The sequence below is a fragment of the Dactylosporangium sp. NPDC048998 genome (assembly GCF_043197855.1).
Taxonomy (GTDB): domain Bacteria; phylum Actinomycetota; class Actinomycetes; order Mycobacteriales; family Micromonosporaceae; genus Dactylosporangium.
Map to the genome: position 1 here is coordinate 1 of NZ_JBICTV010000032.1, position 13,310 is coordinate 13,310.

Sequence of the window (13,310 nt, forward strand, 5' to 3'; positions counted from 1 at the left end):
GCCGATCTACCAGGAGCTCGCTTCATGCCGAGCCACTACACGCCGTGCTTCATCGCCTTGTGACCATGCGCCTGCCGAGTTCCCGGACGCTCACTCAGTGGCTCGCGGTGGTTCAGTGGGTCGCGGTGGTTCAGTGGGTCGCGGTGGTTCAGCTGGAGGCGACGCCGAGGTGGCCCTCGCCGCCGTGGAACTCGGTGCCCTCGGTGAACGCGGCGTCGAAGCGCTGCTGCAGGGCGTCGAGCTCGCCGAACTCGGCCTGGTGGGCGTGCTCGCTGCCCTCGGCCGCGAACACGTGGTCGTCGACCTGCGCGTCGTGGCTGTAGTTCGTGAAGTCGTCCGACTCGTAGTGCACGGCGGCCGGCGCGTCGTACTCGACGTGGTGACCCTGCGAGAAGTCCGTCGACTCCGCGGAGTGGTGGTCCTGCTCGTACTGACCGAACTGGCTGCCGTAGTCCGCCTCCGAGCCATGGGCCTGGTGCAGCTGGTCAAGGGCGTCGTGCTCCTGACCCGCCTCGTGGTGGCCGTAGTCGACGTCGTGGCCGCCGTCGTACCCGCCGGTGTCGATGTCGCTCATGGAGTGTTCCCCTCGGTTCGCTTACGGAGTGCGATGTAATCGACGTTACGGTCTGTGTGACTTTACGGAATCATCCGAACGTGCTGTTACGAGCTTCGCGCAGGTCGCGCGCCGCACCGGCCGCGCCGTGGCTGCGCGAAATTGACCGCCGACGTGGCCGCCGTCTGGCCCGCGCCGCGTGCATCGCGGTGGGTTGAGGACCGCGTTCACTGTGTGGGGAGCTGCCGTCTGGCATCGGCGGCTCCGGATTCCTTGGTGAGGTCAGAGTAGCGGGTGGGTATGACAGTTTTCCGGCTTTCGGATGAGCCCGTTCGCCCGCGCGCATATCGGTGGACAGGGCACTGCCGGGGCCGGGAGGATCGGCCGATGGTGCAGGCTTCTGGGGTACGCATCGGGTGGGGTGATCTGCCCGGCAGCGTGCGGGACGGGGTCGCCGGCGTGCTCGGGGACGAGGTCGTCGAGGCGGTTTCGCAGGCGGGTGGGTTCTCGCCCGGCACCGCCGATCGGGTGCGTACCGCCGACGGGCGGCGGGCGTTCGTCAAGGCCGTCGGGAGCGTGCTCAACGCCCAGAGTCCGGCCATGCACCGGGCCGAGGCCCGGGTCGCGGCGGCGCTGCCGGGCGGGGTACCGGCGCCGCGGCTGCTCGGGGTGCACGACGACGGGGACTGGGTGGCGCTGGTCTTCGAGGACGTCGTCGGGCGGCACCCGCGCACACCCTGGGAGGACGGCGAGGTCGCGGGCGCGCTCGAGGCGCTGCGGCGGCTCGCGGTGCCCGTCGCGGGGCTGCCCTCGCTGCGGGACGAGGCCCGCGAGGACTTCGGCGGGTGGCGGCAGATCGCGGCCGACCCGCCCGAGCGGCTCGACCCGTGGGTCGCCGGCCACCTCGACCTGCTGGTCGAGCTCGCCGAGCGGGGGCTGGCCGCGCTGGACGGCGACCGGCTCGTGCACGGCGACCTGCGGGCCGACAACATGCTGATCCGGCCCGACGGGTCGGTGGTGGTGATCGACTGGCCGTTCGGGTGCGCGGGGCCGGCCTGGTACGACACGCTGGCGCTCATCCTCAATGTCCGGCTGTACGGCGGGCACCTCTGCGACGACGTGGTGAACGCCGACCCCGACGACGTCACCGGCTGCGTGGCCGGCCTGGCCGGCATGTTCACCGACCGGGCGCGGCGGCCCGCCCCGCCCGGCCTGCCGACGCTGCGCCGGTTTCAGCAGGACCAGGCCGACGTGATGATCCCGTGGCTGCGCGAGCGGCTCGGCGCGCGCTGACCACCCCGGGACGGCTGTGCCGGCCGAGTGGTCACGCTGCGTGGTCGTCCAGGTCGATGCCGAGCGTGCGGGCGAAGGCCGCGACCGCGGGGTGGCGCGCCGCGCCCGCGCGGAACGCCAGCCGGGTGCGGCGGCGGGTCGGCAGGGGCGTGAGGACCACGCCGCCGGGCACGTCGGTCGCGGCGAGCTCCGGCACCAGCGCGACGCCCTGGCCGGCGGCGACGAACGTGAGGACGGTGACGAAGTCGTCGGCGTGGTGGCGTACGCGCGGGGTGAACCCGGCGGCCTCGCACGCCCGGACCGTCATCGTGTGACACAGCGTGCCCTGGCTGGCGAGGATCCACGGCTCGTCGCGGCACTGCGCCAGCCGCCGCGGGCCGGTCGCGGCGATGAAGATCGTCTCGTCGAGCAGGGGCGCGGTCCGCAGGGCCGGATCGGGCTCGATGGGCACCAGGTCGTAGTCGTGCACCAGGGCCACGTCCAGGGTGCCGTCGCGCAGCAGCCGCGGTACGACCGCCGGGTCCAGCTCCTGCACGGTCAGCTCGAGCGCGGGGTGCGCGTCGCCGAGCGCCACCAGGGCCGGCGGCAGCAGGGTGCGCATCGCGGTCGGGAACGCGCCGATGCGCAGCGGGCCGGACAGGCCGGCGCGGCTGGCGGCGAGCGCGGCGCCGGCCCGTTCGAGCGCGGCGAGCACCTCCTCGGCGTGCGCGACGAGCGTGCGGCCGGCCGGGGTGAGCGCGACCCGCCGCCCGGTCCGCTCCAGCAGGGCCACGCCGGCCTCCCGCTCCAGCGCCGCGAGCTGCTGCGATACCGCCGAGGGCGTGTAGGTGTGCGCGGCCGCGACCGCCGCGATCGTGCCGTGCTGGGCGAGGTCGCGCAGCAGGCGCAGCCTCCGGACGTCGAGCATCAGCAGAGCTTACGCTCGACGGTGCGATTGTGAACTGGATTTGGCGCTCGGGGAGACCCAGGCTGAGGACGTGGACCTTTCCGGGATTTTCGTACCGCTCGTGACCCCCTTCGACCCGTCCGGCGCCGTGGACACGACGGCGCTGCGCACGCTGGGGGAATCGGTGCTGGCCGAGGGCGCGGCCGGCCTGGTGGCGCTCGGCACGACCGGCGAACACGCGACGCTGAGCGCGGCCGAGCGCGGCGAGATCGTGTCGGCGTGCCGGGCGCTGGGCGCGCCGCTGCTCGTCGGCGTGGGCGGCAGCTCGACCGCGGAGTGCGCCGCCGAAGTCGCCGCGCTGCCGCCGGGCGTCGCGGCGATGGTGGTCGTGCCGCCGTACACCCGCCCCGGCGAGGCCGGCGTGGTCGCCCACTTCCGGGCGGTCGCGGCGGCGTCACCGGTGCCGGTGGTGATCTATCACATCCCGTACCGCACGGGTCAGCTCCTCTCGCCGCCCGCCCTGCTGGAGCTCGCGTCCATCCCCAACGTGGTGGGCATGAAGCTCGCCGACGGCGCGGTCTCCCGCGACACGCTCGCGTTCCTGGCCGCGGTGCCGCCGGGCTTCGCGGTCCTCGGCGGCGACGACGCGGTGATCTCCCCGCTGCTGGCCCTCGGCGCGAACGGCGGCATCCTGGCCTCGGCGCACGTGGCGACGGCGTCGTACGTGTCGCTGTACGAGGCGTGGCGGGCCGGTGACGTGGTCACGGCCCGCAGGTTCGGGCCCGGCCTGGCCGCGCTGTCGGCGGCCCTGTTCGCCGAGCCCAACCCGGCGGTGGTGAAGGCGGTGCTGCACGCGCAGGGTCGCATTGCCACGCCGTCGGTACGGCTCCCGCTACTCCCGGCGAGCGACGCGGCCCGCGACGCCGCGCTGGCGCTGCTCCCGGCGAGCGACACCGCGCGTGCCGCCGCGCCGGCGTTGCCGTAGCGGGGGAGCGGGCATGGCGAAGGCCGGCCACCGGGTGGGGTGACCGGCCTTGAGCCAGGGGCAGGTGTGACGGGCTGGAGGCCGCTCAGCTGGAGGCGATGCCGAGGTGGCCCTCGCCGCCGTGGAACTGGGTGCCCTCGGCGAAGGCGGCGTCGAAGCGGTGCTGCAGGGCGTCGAGCTGGGAGAAGTCGGCCTGGTGGGCGTGCTCGCTGCCCTCGGCGGCGAAGACGTGGTCGTCGACCTCGGCGTTGTGGCTGTAGTTGGTGTAGTCGTCGGCCTCGTAGTGCACGGCGGCCGGCTGGTCGTACTCGACGTGGTGGCCCTGCGAGAAGTCCGTGGACTCGGCGGCGTGGTGGTCCTGCTCGTACTGCCCGAACTGGCTGCCGTAGTCGGCCTCGTGACCGTGGGCCTGGTGCAGCTGGTCGAGGGCGTCGTGCTCCTGGCCGGCCTCGTAGTGGCCGTAGTCGACGTCGTGGCCGCCGTCGTACCCGCCGGTGTCGATGTCGCTCATGTCGTTTCCCCCTGGTCTTGGAAGGCTGTGTTGCCGTTGACAAGAACGTTAGGCGGCCCGGCGGGCGGTTGAATCCCGAGAACGTGCCAGCCCCGGCGCCGTGCTCGCGGCCCGGTCGCGGCCTATTCGTCCTTGTCCTCTCGGCGGCGCAGCTCCTCCTCGCGCCGGCGCAGGTCGGCCTCCCACTTGGAGAACATCTCCTCGTCGGCGCGGCGGTTGCGGGCCAGCTCACGCAGGAAGGCGGGGTCGTCGTCCGGGGCCACTTGCCGGCGGCTCGGGCGTTGGTCCTCCGGGAACCCGTTGCCGGAGCGCCACTGCGCGCCGGCGCCGGCGCGGGCCTGCTGGGGGCGGCCGGCCACGAACCAGAGAATCCAGCCCACCGGCGAGAAGAGCAGGATGATGAAGACCCAGGCGACCTTCGGCAGGTTGCGCACCTGGTATTCGTCCGTCGACAGACAGTCGATCAGCGCGACCACGAGCATGATGAGGTCGATAAAGAACAGCAATCCATAGAGGCGAATCACGCGGGACATCATGCCGGAACCGGCGGCCGCTGTCCGCCCCCCGACCGGCCGGCGCGACCACCGGGCGGGGGGTCGCGCTCAGGAGGTGAGGCGGATCCGCAGGTACCCGAGGTCGAGCTCGCCGCGGCGCAGGCGGTCCAGGTCGGTGCGGTGGGCGTCGCCCGAGATCAGCAGTGCGTGCCGGGTCGACTCCGAGCGGACCTCGGGGCGGCGCTTCGGCGGTGGCGCCGACGGCGTACGCGCGCCGTGTGGTTCCGGCCGGCCCGCGCCGAGGCGCTGCCGGACGTCCGACCACCGAGCGGCCGGGAAGCCCAGCGACTCGTCGGCGAGGACCAGGTCGTACGGGATGCCCTTCTCGTCGCGCAGCGGGAACGCGACCAGGGTGCGGTCGCCGACGAGCTCGGCCAGGGCGAGCATGCGCAGCCCGTCGCGGCGGGTGACGATGAGCTCCTGCGCCCGGGTGAGCACGGCGCCGCGCAGCGGGCGGGCCGGGCGCAACACGCGGTAGGCATACGGGCCGACCCGCACGTCGTCGCGGCGCGTCGGCCGTTGGTGGGCCGGCCCGCCCGGTACCGAATAGGCTTTGAACCCATGGTGCGCATCGAGCGGTTGGTCACGTCGGGCACGTTCTCGCTCGACGGTGAGACCTTTGACGTCGACAACAATGTCTGGATCGTCGGGGACGACGCTGAGGCGCTCGTCATCGACGCCGCGCACGACGCCGGGGCGATCCTGGAGGCGCTCGGCGGCCGCCGCGCCGTTGCCATCGTGTGCACCCATGGTCACGACGACCACATCGATGCCGCGCCCGAGGTGGCGCTGCGCACCGGCGCGCCGATCCTGCTCCATCCGGACGATCTGCCGCTGTGGCACATGAGGCACCCCGATCTCGAACCGAACACGCACCTTACCGACAGTCAAACGATCGGGGTAGCCGGTGCCGAGTTGCGCGTGCTGCACACTCCGGGGCACAGCCCGGGCGCGGTCTGCCTGCACGCGCCGGAGCTGGGCGTGGTGTTCTCCGGCGACACGCTGTTCGCGGGCGGCCCGGGCGCGACCGGCCGATCATTCTCGGACCGCCCGACGATCCTGCGCTCGATCCGCGAGCGCCTGCTGACCCTGCCGCCGGAGACGGTCGTGCACACCGGCCACGGCCCGGACACCACGATCGGCGCCGAGGCCGGCTCAATCGAGTAGGGCCGCAGCCCCCCGCGGCGTTGGCTTGTCGGCCGCGCGGCCGGGCCGGTTCAGTCGGCGTTCGCCGCCGCCGAGGGCCGTGGTCTGACCGGCGGCGCCCTGCCGGGACGGGTCAGGGCGCGTTCTCGGCGGCGCGCTCCAGCAGGGCGTCGCGTTCGGCCGGGCTGTGTGCCAGGTCCGCGGCGCGGCGGAACAGGTCGGCGGCGCGCTCCCGGTCGCCGGCCCGTGAGGTCAGGTCGGCCTCGGCGGCGAGCGCCAGCGGGTAGTCGTCGAGCGCGCCACCGGATCGGGCCTCGGCGAGCAGGGCGAGGCCGGCGCGCGGGCCGTGGGCGTAGCCGTGCGCCACCGCGCGGTTGAGCGCGATCACCGGCGTCGGCTGCCGGAGCCACAGTTCGTCGTAGCAGTGCGCGATGCGCGGCCAGTCGGTCGCGGCGACGGAGTCGGCGGTGGCGTGGCAGGCGGCGATGCGGGCCTGCAGCGCGTACGGGTCGTTGCGGTGGGCCGGGTCCGCGTCCAGGGCGGCGAGGATCGCGACGCCCTCCGCGATCGCCGCGCGGTCCCAGCGCGAGCGGTCCTGCTGCTCCAGGGTGCGCAGCCGCCCGTCGTCGTCGCGCCGCGCGTCGCGCCGGGAGTGCTGGAAGAGGAACAGCGCGAGCAGGCCCGAGATCTCCGAGGAGTCGGGCCGCGGCCGCAGGGTGGGCAGCAGGTCGGCCAGCAGGCGGGCCAGGCGGATCGCCTCGTCGGCGAAGGCGGGGGAGCCGTCGGCGTTGTACCCCGTCGTGAACAGCAGGTACAGCACGCCGAGCACGCCCGGCAGGCGCTCGGGCAGGGCGGGACCCTCGGGGACGCGGTACGGGATGCCGGCCTGGGCGATCTTCGTCTTCGCGCGGGTCAGGCGCCTGGTCATGGTGGCCTCGCCGACCAGGAACGCCCGGGCGATGTCGGCCGTGCGCACGCCGCAGATGGTGCGCAGGGTCAGCGCGACGCGCGCCTCCAGCGGCAGGGCCGGGTGGCAGCAGGTGAAGATGAGCCGCAGCCGGTCGTCGGGGAAGCCGCCGGGCTCCGGCGGGGCCGGGTCGCCCCGCTCCAGCACGGCCAGCTCGCGCAGCTTGGTGCGCTCGACCGTGGCGCGGCGCAGGACGTCGATCGCGCGGTTGCGGGCCGCGGTCATCAGCCACGCCGCCGGGTTGTCGGGGACGCCCGCCGACGGCCACCGCTGCAGCGCCGTGGCCAGGGCCTCCTGGGCGCAGTCCTCGGCCAGGTCCCAGTCCCCGGTGATGCGGATCAGGGCGCCGACGATGCGCGGGTACGCCTCAGCCGCCGCGGCGGAGACGGCCGCAGCGGTGGCCGAGGCCGCCCCGGTCCCGGGCGCGGCCGGGGCCGCGTCCGGGGCGGGCGAGGTCACACCGTGCGCGCGGGAGGTCACTGCTCGAAGTCGGCGAAGGGGCGGATCTCCAGGCGGCCGTCGCGGGCCATCGGGTGGGCGCGGGCGACCGCGATCGCCTCGTCGAGGTCGGCGCACTCGAGCAGGTCGAAGCCGACGATGACCTCCTTGGTCTCGGCGAACGGGCCGTCGGTGACCAGCAGCTCGCCGTTGCGGACGCGGACCGTGGTGGCCGCCGAGGGCGGGGCCAGCACCGCGCCGCGCACCCGGCGGCCCGCCGCGTCGTTCTCCGCCACCCAGACCTCGATGTCCGGCTCGTCGGTCTTGTCGGTGTCGGGCTCCGGGTCACTGCAGACGAACATCAGGTACTTCATCAGGCTCTCCTCTGCTGATGGACTCAACCCTAGTGACGAACGGGTCCGCCGGATCCGGACAGCGCTCACCGCAGCGCGGTCCATTGCCCGACAAAGTAGGGCCGGTGCACTCGGAGGCCTTGTTACATTGATCGGCCTGTCCCCCGCCCCGAAGGACCCCCGCGTGACCGGACCGACGATTCCATGAGCCGCATCTGCTACCTCGTGGCCGCCTGCCTGGCCACGGTCGGCCTCATCATCGGCGGCATCGCGACCTGCTCCGGGAGCTTCTCGCCGCGCTCCTACGTGGCCGGCCACTACCAGCGGGCGGCGTCGCGCGACATCGGCGCCGAGGCGCGCGCCTACGTGAGCACCAAGCCCCCGAGCCGGGTCGCGGACGAGATCTCCCGGGCCTGGTCGCCCGCCGGCCGCCACGTCGACGGCTCCGGCGTCTACCTGCGGTACTCCAACGACTCCGTCGTGCTCAAGCCCGACGGCACCGGCACGCTGATCCTGGTGGAGGCGCTGCGGACCGCGTACCGCCGCTACTCCGGCACGCTCGGCGGCAGCGGCTGGGTCGGGCGCGGCGACGGGAGCAGCGGCTGATGGCCGGCGGGATCCCGCGGAAACTGATCGACGCGATCTGGGTCGGCATCGTCGTCGTGGTGATGCTGTGCGTGGCCGCGTACTGCTCGTCGCGGGACTCCGGCGACGCCGTCGCCGTCGACCAGGCCGACGCGCAGAGCGTCGCGGCCGGCCTCGCCCGCGCCTCGGCCGCGCACGGCATCTGCTACGGCTGGCAGCTGCTGGACTCGACCACGCCGGTGAGCTCCGGCTCCAACCTCGGCGTCGGCGTGCGGGTGACCGACAGCCCCGAACAGTGCCCCAAGTACGTCGAGGTCCGCGGGGCGTACCACAACTACCCGGACGGCAGCGAGTCGGAGGACTACGCGCAGTACACCATCGTCAGCAGCGCCGGGAACGCGGCCCGGATCGATGCGGCGGGCCTGGAGCGGCTCGGTGCCGGCACCAACCGGCTGCTGGACGACCCGGCGGCGGCGATCCTCGACGCCGCCGAGGCGCTGCCGCTGCTGGCGCTGGAGGCCGGGGTGGCCGAGGGCGCGGTGCCGCAGCCGAGCGCGACCGGCACCCCGCTGCCGGTCGCGGAGGGCGGCAGCGACTTCCTGCGGGACCGCTGGGTGCTGCTGGTCATCAGCGGCTCGTTGCTGCTGGCCGCGGCCGGCACCGTGGTCCTCGGCCTGGTCGTCGCGCGCAACCTGGACGACCCCGAAAAACCGGCGAAGCCCAAGGCGAAGCCCAAGAAGAAGCCGGGGAGCGGGGTGGACCGGCGGGGGAACTCGACGGGTCGGCGCGGTGAATCCGATCCGAACAGCCGGGTGGATCGGCCGTTCCGGGGCAGGCGGCGGAGCGGTCGCGGCGACTAGACTAACGATCTTGTGTCGATGCCTTGTGTGACGTGTGGTGCTCCCGGACACGACACCGGCGGGACTTTCCTCTGCATCCGGCACGGCGGGGTGCCGTCCGCGGCGTTCGTGGCCGCGCTCGTCGGCGGGGCGGACGGCGGCGGCCCGCGGCGGGCGTCGGACCGGACGCCGGCGGAGGCGGACGAGCCCGATGTGGGCGGCCCGTGGCTGCCGGATCTGCCCGATGTGGCCCTGCCGCGGTGGCCGGACGAACGGGTCGGCGCGGCGACCGGAGCCGCCGGCCGCACAACGACCGGCCCGGGCACCGGCGAACCGGACGGCGTCGCGGAGGAGATCGAGGAGATCGAGGACCGGCCGCCGGCCGGGGTGCGCGTGTACACCTGGCTGTTCGTCGCCGTCACCACCCTGCACGCGGTGCTGCTCGTCGTCGACGTGCTCGTGCTGCGGCGGGAGGACGAGGTCCTGCGACGGTACGCCACCGAGCCCGCCTCCATCGACCGGCCCTCGGCCGTGGCGGTGTTCGAGCTCGTCGACCGGGTGGCCGGGGCGGTAACCGTCGCGCTGTGGGTGACGCTGCTGATGTTCGCCGTCTGGTTCGGGATCGTCGGGCGGGTCGCCGACCGGCAGGGGCGCGACCGGCGGGCGGTGCTGCGGCACTGGACCTACCTCGGCTGGCGGCTCGCGCTCGTGCCGCTTGTCCTGTACCTGTTCGCGGACGCGGCGCGGGACGAGACCGGGCCCGCCGACCGGACGGCGTTCGTGGCCGAGGCGCTCACGGCCAACCACACCACCGCCATGTTCACCTCGCTGCGGATCGTGATGCTTGGGCTGCTCACCGCGTTCGTCGTCGTGGTCTGGCGGCGGCTCAATCCGCATGAACCGGGCGCGCCGCCGCGATACTCACCGTAATCGCCCCTCGCTGCGTGTGCTCCATCCACCACTCCGTAGGCTTTGCCTGTGGCGAGGTACTTCGACGTGCACCCAGACAACCCGCAGCCCCGGCTGCTCCAGCAGATCGTGGCGCTGCTGCGCGAGGACGGCCTGGTCGCCTACCCGACCGACTCCTGCTACGCGCTCGGCTGCCAGCTCGGCAGCCGCCCCGGACTGGAGCGCATCCGGGAGGTCCGCCGGCTGGACGACCGGCACCACTTCACGCTCATGTGCCGCGACTTCGCGCAGCTCGGGCAGTTCGTGCAGATCTCCAACGCGGTGTTCCGGCTGGTCAAGGCGGCGACGCCGGGCAGCTACACGTTCATCCTGCCGGCCAGCCCGGAGGTGCCGCGGCGACTGCTGCACCCGAAGAAGCGCACCGTCGGCGTGCGCATCCCGCAGCACACGGTGACGCAGGCGCTGCTGGCCGAGCTGGGGGAGCCGCTGCTGTCCAGCACGCTGCTGCTGCCCGGGCAGGACGAGCCGATGACGCAGGGCTGGGAGATCAAGGAGACGCTCGACCACCAGCTCGACGCGGTCATCGACGGCGAGTGCGGCACCGAGCCGACCACCGTGGTCGACCTGTCCGACGACGAGCCGGAGATCCTCCGCGTCGGCGCGGGAGACCCCAGCCGCTTCGAGTGAGCGGGAACGGCCTCCCCGACGCCTGCCGCGGTGCCGGTCAGCGGACGACGAGGTCGTTCGCGCTGCGGAGCACCGGGGCCGACGACCACGCGGCCGGGTCGGCTTCGGCGGCGCCGTGGACGCGCAGCGTCACCGACTCGCCCGGCAGCAGGGTGATCAGCAGGTCGTCCACGGTCGCGGCCGGGTCCAGGCGGTCCGGGAACACCGCCAGGTCGCGCACCAGCGTCCGGGCCGTGATCTCCAGGTCGACACCGCCTTGGAGGTCGTGGACCGGCCGCGCGACCACGTCGACGACCGGGCGCGGGTAGGCCAGGTCGACGTCCTCGGCGAAGAACCACACGGCGCGCCCGCCGTCGCCGTCGGCGACGATCAGTTCGGCCGCGCCGTTGTCCGGCGTCGCGACGTCGGGCGGCAGGGGTACCGTCACCGCGGACAGCGCCGGCACCTCCACGGACACCGTCGCCTTGGCCCGGGCGCCGCCGTCGAACGACACCCGCCGCACCTCCAGCCCGGCCCGCCACGGCGCCGGGGTGTCGTTGACGGCGACGAGCGCGGGCACGCCGTCGCGGGGCTGGATGGTGACGAGCCGTTCGGCGTACGCGCGGCGCAGCGCGTACCACAGCGGCTTGCGCCGGCCGTCGCCGTCGATCGTCGACCACGAGGTGACCGGCCAGTTGTCGTTGAGCTGCCACATGATGGTGCCCATGCACAGCGGCTTGAGCGAGCGGAAGTGCTCGATGCCGTAGGCGATGGCGCGGGCCTGGTTGAGCTGCGTGGCCCAGTGCCAGTCGTCGAAGGTGGCCGGGGCGGGGAAGTGTCCGCGCAGACCGCGGGCGAGCTTGTCGTTGCCGCCGGTGGCCTTCTGGTGGTGCAGCACGCCGGGGGACTCCGGGGTGAGCGGATCGTCGCCGACGGCGCGGCGCAGCGTGGCGTACACCGGGGGCGCCTGGAAGCCGAACTCCGCGGCGAACCGGGGCCGGTACGTGCCGTAGTGGCGGTAGTCGTGCGTGTTCCACACGTCCCAGATGTGCGTCGTGCCGTGCGCGGGGTCGTTGGGGTGCAGGGCGGGGTCGCCGGAGTACGGGCTGCCGGGCCAGTACGGCCGGGTCGGGTCCAGCTCGGCCACGATCCGCGGCAGGAGGTGCAGGTAGTAGCCCTCGCCCCAGGTGCGCCCGGCCAGCTCCTCCCGCCAGCCCCAGTCGTGGTAGCCCCAGATGTTCTCGTTGTTGCCGACCCACATGACCAGGCTGGGGTGCGGCATGAGCCGGACGACCTGCTCGCGCGCCTCGGCGGCGACCTCGGTGGCGAGGGGCTCCTCCTCGGGGTAGGCGGCGCAGGCGAAGGGGAAGTCCTGGCCGACGAGCACGCCGAGCTCGTCGGCCAGGTCGTAGAGGTCGTCGCTCTCGTACCGCCCGCCGCCCCAGATGCGCAGGTAGTTGACGCCGGCGGCGACGGCCTGGCCGATGCGCTCGGCGTAGCGGCCGCGGTCGACGCGGGTGACGAACGCGTCGTCGGGGATCCAGTTGACCCCGCGCACGAACACCGGCGTTGCGTTGACCTTGAGCACGAACCGGCTGCCGTCCTCGTCGCGGGTGGTGTCCAGCTCCACGCTCCGGAACCCGATCATCCGCCGCCAGGTGTCCAGCGCCGTCCCGTCGGCGGCACGCAGGGTGACCTCGACCTCGTACCGGTGCGGGTCGCCGTATCCGCGCGGCCACCACCGCCGCACGTCGGGCACCTCGACCGGCACGGTGGCCCGGGTCGCGCCCGCCGGCACGTCGACGGTCGCCTCGCGGCCGTCGACGACGACGGCGACCGTCGCCGGCGCGTCGGTGGCGCGCTCGAGCACGACGTGCAGCTCGACCCGGCCGGTGTCCCCGGACACGGTCACGACGGGCCGGACCTCGGCGAGTCGCGCCTGCGACCAGGCGTGCAGCCCGATCGGCCGCCAGATCCCCGCCGTGACGACGGTCGGCCCCCAGTCCCAGCCGAAGTTGCAGGCCATCTTCCGGATGTACTGAAACGGTTCATCGTACGCGTTCGGCCGCGCCCCGACCTCGTCCCGGACGCGCTCCGCGTACCCGTACGCCGAGTCGAACCGCACGGCGAGCTCGTTCCCGGCCGGGCGCAGCAGCGCCGTCACGTCGAAGCGGTACCCGCGGTGCATGTTCGCCGTCCGCCCGACCTCGACGCCGTTGAGCACGACGGTGGCGACCGTGTCGAGCCCGTCGGCGACGAGGTCCACCCGGTCGCCGTCGAGCCCGTCCGCGTCGAACGTCGTCTCGTACCACCATGCGGTGCGCCCGATCCAGTGCAGCCGCGTCTCGTTGTCGTCGAGGAACGGGTCCGGGACGGCCCCGGCGGCGAGCAGGTCGGTGTGGACGCACCCCGGCACGGTGGCGGGGAACTCCCGCCCGGCGACGACCTCGGCGGCCGGCTCCGCGGCACGTACGCTCCAGCCGCTGTGGAGGGGACGCAGAACATGCATGTGTCGCTCCCGTGCAGGTGCCCGCCGGACTGAACCGGATAAGTAGATGGGATTTGAACACTAGGGCGGGCCGCGAAGCGGTGTCAACACGCCGCAGGTTCATCGCTTCGGCGGGC

General features: G+C 73.7%; 15 protein-coding genes. 7 read left to right on the plus strand and 8 right to left on the minus strand.

Annotated elements, in window-relative coordinates:
- Positions 1 to 148: 148 nt before the first annotated feature.
- Positions 149 to 574, minus strand: coding sequence for a hypothetical protein (locus ACGFI8_RS39445; protein WP_392812532.1), 426 nt, complete (start codon positions 572 to 574; stop codon positions 149 to 151).
- Positions 575 to 940: 366 nt separating this feature from the next.
- Between ACGFI8_RS39445 and ACGFI8_RS39450 the strand changes: the two genes are divergently transcribed.
- Positions 941 to 1,846, plus strand: a complete 906-nt coding sequence (locus tag ACGFI8_RS39450; protein ID WP_392812533.1) for a phosphotransferase family protein — start codon at positions 941 to 943, stop codon at positions 1,844 to 1,846.
- Positions 1,847 to 1,877: 31 nt separating this feature from the next.
- Here the strand turns inward: ACGFI8_RS39450 and ACGFI8_RS39455 are convergent, their stop codons facing one another.
- A complete protein-coding gene (locus tag ACGFI8_RS39455) occupies positions 1,878 to 2,753 on the minus strand; it encodes a LysR family transcriptional regulator (RefSeq protein ID WP_392812535.1) in 876 nt (291 codons plus the stop codon).
- Between the two features lie 70 nt (positions 2,754 to 2,823).
- On the opposite strand from ACGFI8_RS39455, the gene ACGFI8_RS39460 reads away from it, so the two are divergent.
- On the plus strand, positions 2,824 to 3,717 hold the full coding sequence (locus ACGFI8_RS39460; protein WP_392812537.1) for a dihydrodipicolinate synthase family protein: 894 nt from the start codon (positions 2,824 to 2,826) through the stop codon (positions 3,715 to 3,717).
- 85 nt (positions 3,718 to 3,802) lie between these two features.
- Here ACGFI8_RS39460 and ACGFI8_RS39465 read toward each other — a convergent pair whose 3' ends face one another.
- The 3 genes from ACGFI8_RS39465 to ACGFI8_RS39475 all read right to left on the minus strand — a co-directional run bounded on the left by ACGFI8_RS39465 (position 3,803) and on the right by ACGFI8_RS39475 (position 5,253).
- Entirely contained in the window at positions 3,803 to 4,228 is a 426-nt protein-coding gene (locus ACGFI8_RS39465) for a hypothetical protein (protein ID WP_392812539.1), read from the minus strand.
- Between the two features lie 122 nt (positions 4,229 to 4,350).
- A complete protein-coding gene (locus tag ACGFI8_RS39470) occupies positions 4,351 to 4,761 on the minus strand; it encodes a PLD nuclease N-terminal domain-containing protein (RefSeq protein ID WP_392812670.1) in 411 nt (136 codons plus the stop codon).
- Between the two features lie 69 nt (positions 4,762 to 4,830).
- On the minus strand, positions 4,831 to 5,253 hold the full coding sequence (locus ACGFI8_RS39475; protein WP_392812540.1) for a hypothetical protein: 423 nt from the start codon (positions 5,251 to 5,253) through the stop codon (positions 4,831 to 4,833).
- Between the two features lie 90 nt (positions 5,254 to 5,343).
- Here ACGFI8_RS39475 and ACGFI8_RS39480 point away from each other — a divergent pair, with 90 nt between their 5' ends.
- Entirely contained in the window at positions 5,344 to 5,949 is a 606-nt protein-coding gene (locus tag ACGFI8_RS39480) for an MBL fold metallo-hydrolase (protein WP_392812542.1), read from the plus strand.
- 112 nt (positions 5,950 to 6,061) lie between these two features.
- Here ACGFI8_RS39480 and ACGFI8_RS39485 read toward each other — a convergent pair whose 3' ends face one another.
- Complete coding sequence (locus tag ACGFI8_RS39485) at positions 6,062 to 7,249, minus strand: RNA polymerase sigma factor (RefSeq protein ID WP_392812672.1); 1,188 nt, start codon at positions 7,247 to 7,249, stop codon at positions 6,062 to 6,064.
- A gap of 122 nt (positions 7,250 to 7,371) precedes the next feature.
- Entirely contained in the window at positions 7,372 to 7,707 is a 336-nt protein-coding gene (locus ACGFI8_RS39490) for a YciI family protein (protein WP_392812544.1), read from the minus strand.
- 183 nt (positions 7,708 to 7,890) lie between these two features.
- On the opposite strand from ACGFI8_RS39490, the gene ACGFI8_RS39495 reads away from it, so the two are divergent.
- Genes ACGFI8_RS39495 through ACGFI8_RS39510 form a run of 4 tightly spaced genes read left to right on the plus strand, consistent with a single transcriptional unit; the run spans position 7,891 to position 10,706 of the window.
- Positions 7,891 to 8,292 (plus strand): DUF4247 domain-containing protein, encoded by a 402-nt coding sequence (locus tag ACGFI8_RS39495; RefSeq protein WP_392812546.1) that lies wholly within the window; start codon positions 7,891 to 7,893, stop codon positions 8,290 to 8,292.
- Positions 8,292 to 9,131, plus strand: a complete 840-nt coding sequence (locus ACGFI8_RS39500) for a hypothetical protein (protein WP_392812547.1) — start codon at positions 8,292 to 8,294, stop codon at positions 9,129 to 9,131. Before ACGFI8_RS39495 ends, ACGFI8_RS39500 begins: the two co-directional genes overlap by 1 nt.
- Positions 9,132 to 9,149: 18 nt before the next feature.
- A complete protein-coding gene (locus ACGFI8_RS39505; RefSeq protein WP_392812549.1) occupies positions 9,150 to 10,040 on the plus strand; it encodes a hypothetical protein in 891 nt (296 codons plus the stop codon).
- Positions 10,041 to 10,088: 48 nt separating this feature from the next.
- Positions 10,089 to 10,706, plus strand: a complete 618-nt coding sequence (locus tag ACGFI8_RS39510) for an L-threonylcarbamoyladenylate synthase (protein WP_392812550.1) — start codon at positions 10,089 to 10,091, stop codon at positions 10,704 to 10,706.
- A gap of 37 nt (positions 10,707 to 10,743) precedes the next feature.
- On the opposite strand, the gene ACGFI8_RS39515 is transcribed toward ACGFI8_RS39510, so the two are convergent.
- Positions 10,744 to 13,194, minus strand: coding sequence for a glycoside hydrolase family 2 protein (locus tag ACGFI8_RS39515; protein WP_392812551.1), 2,451 nt, complete (start codon positions 13,192 to 13,194; stop codon positions 10,744 to 10,746).
- Positions 13,195 to 13,310: the final 116 nt, after the last annotated feature.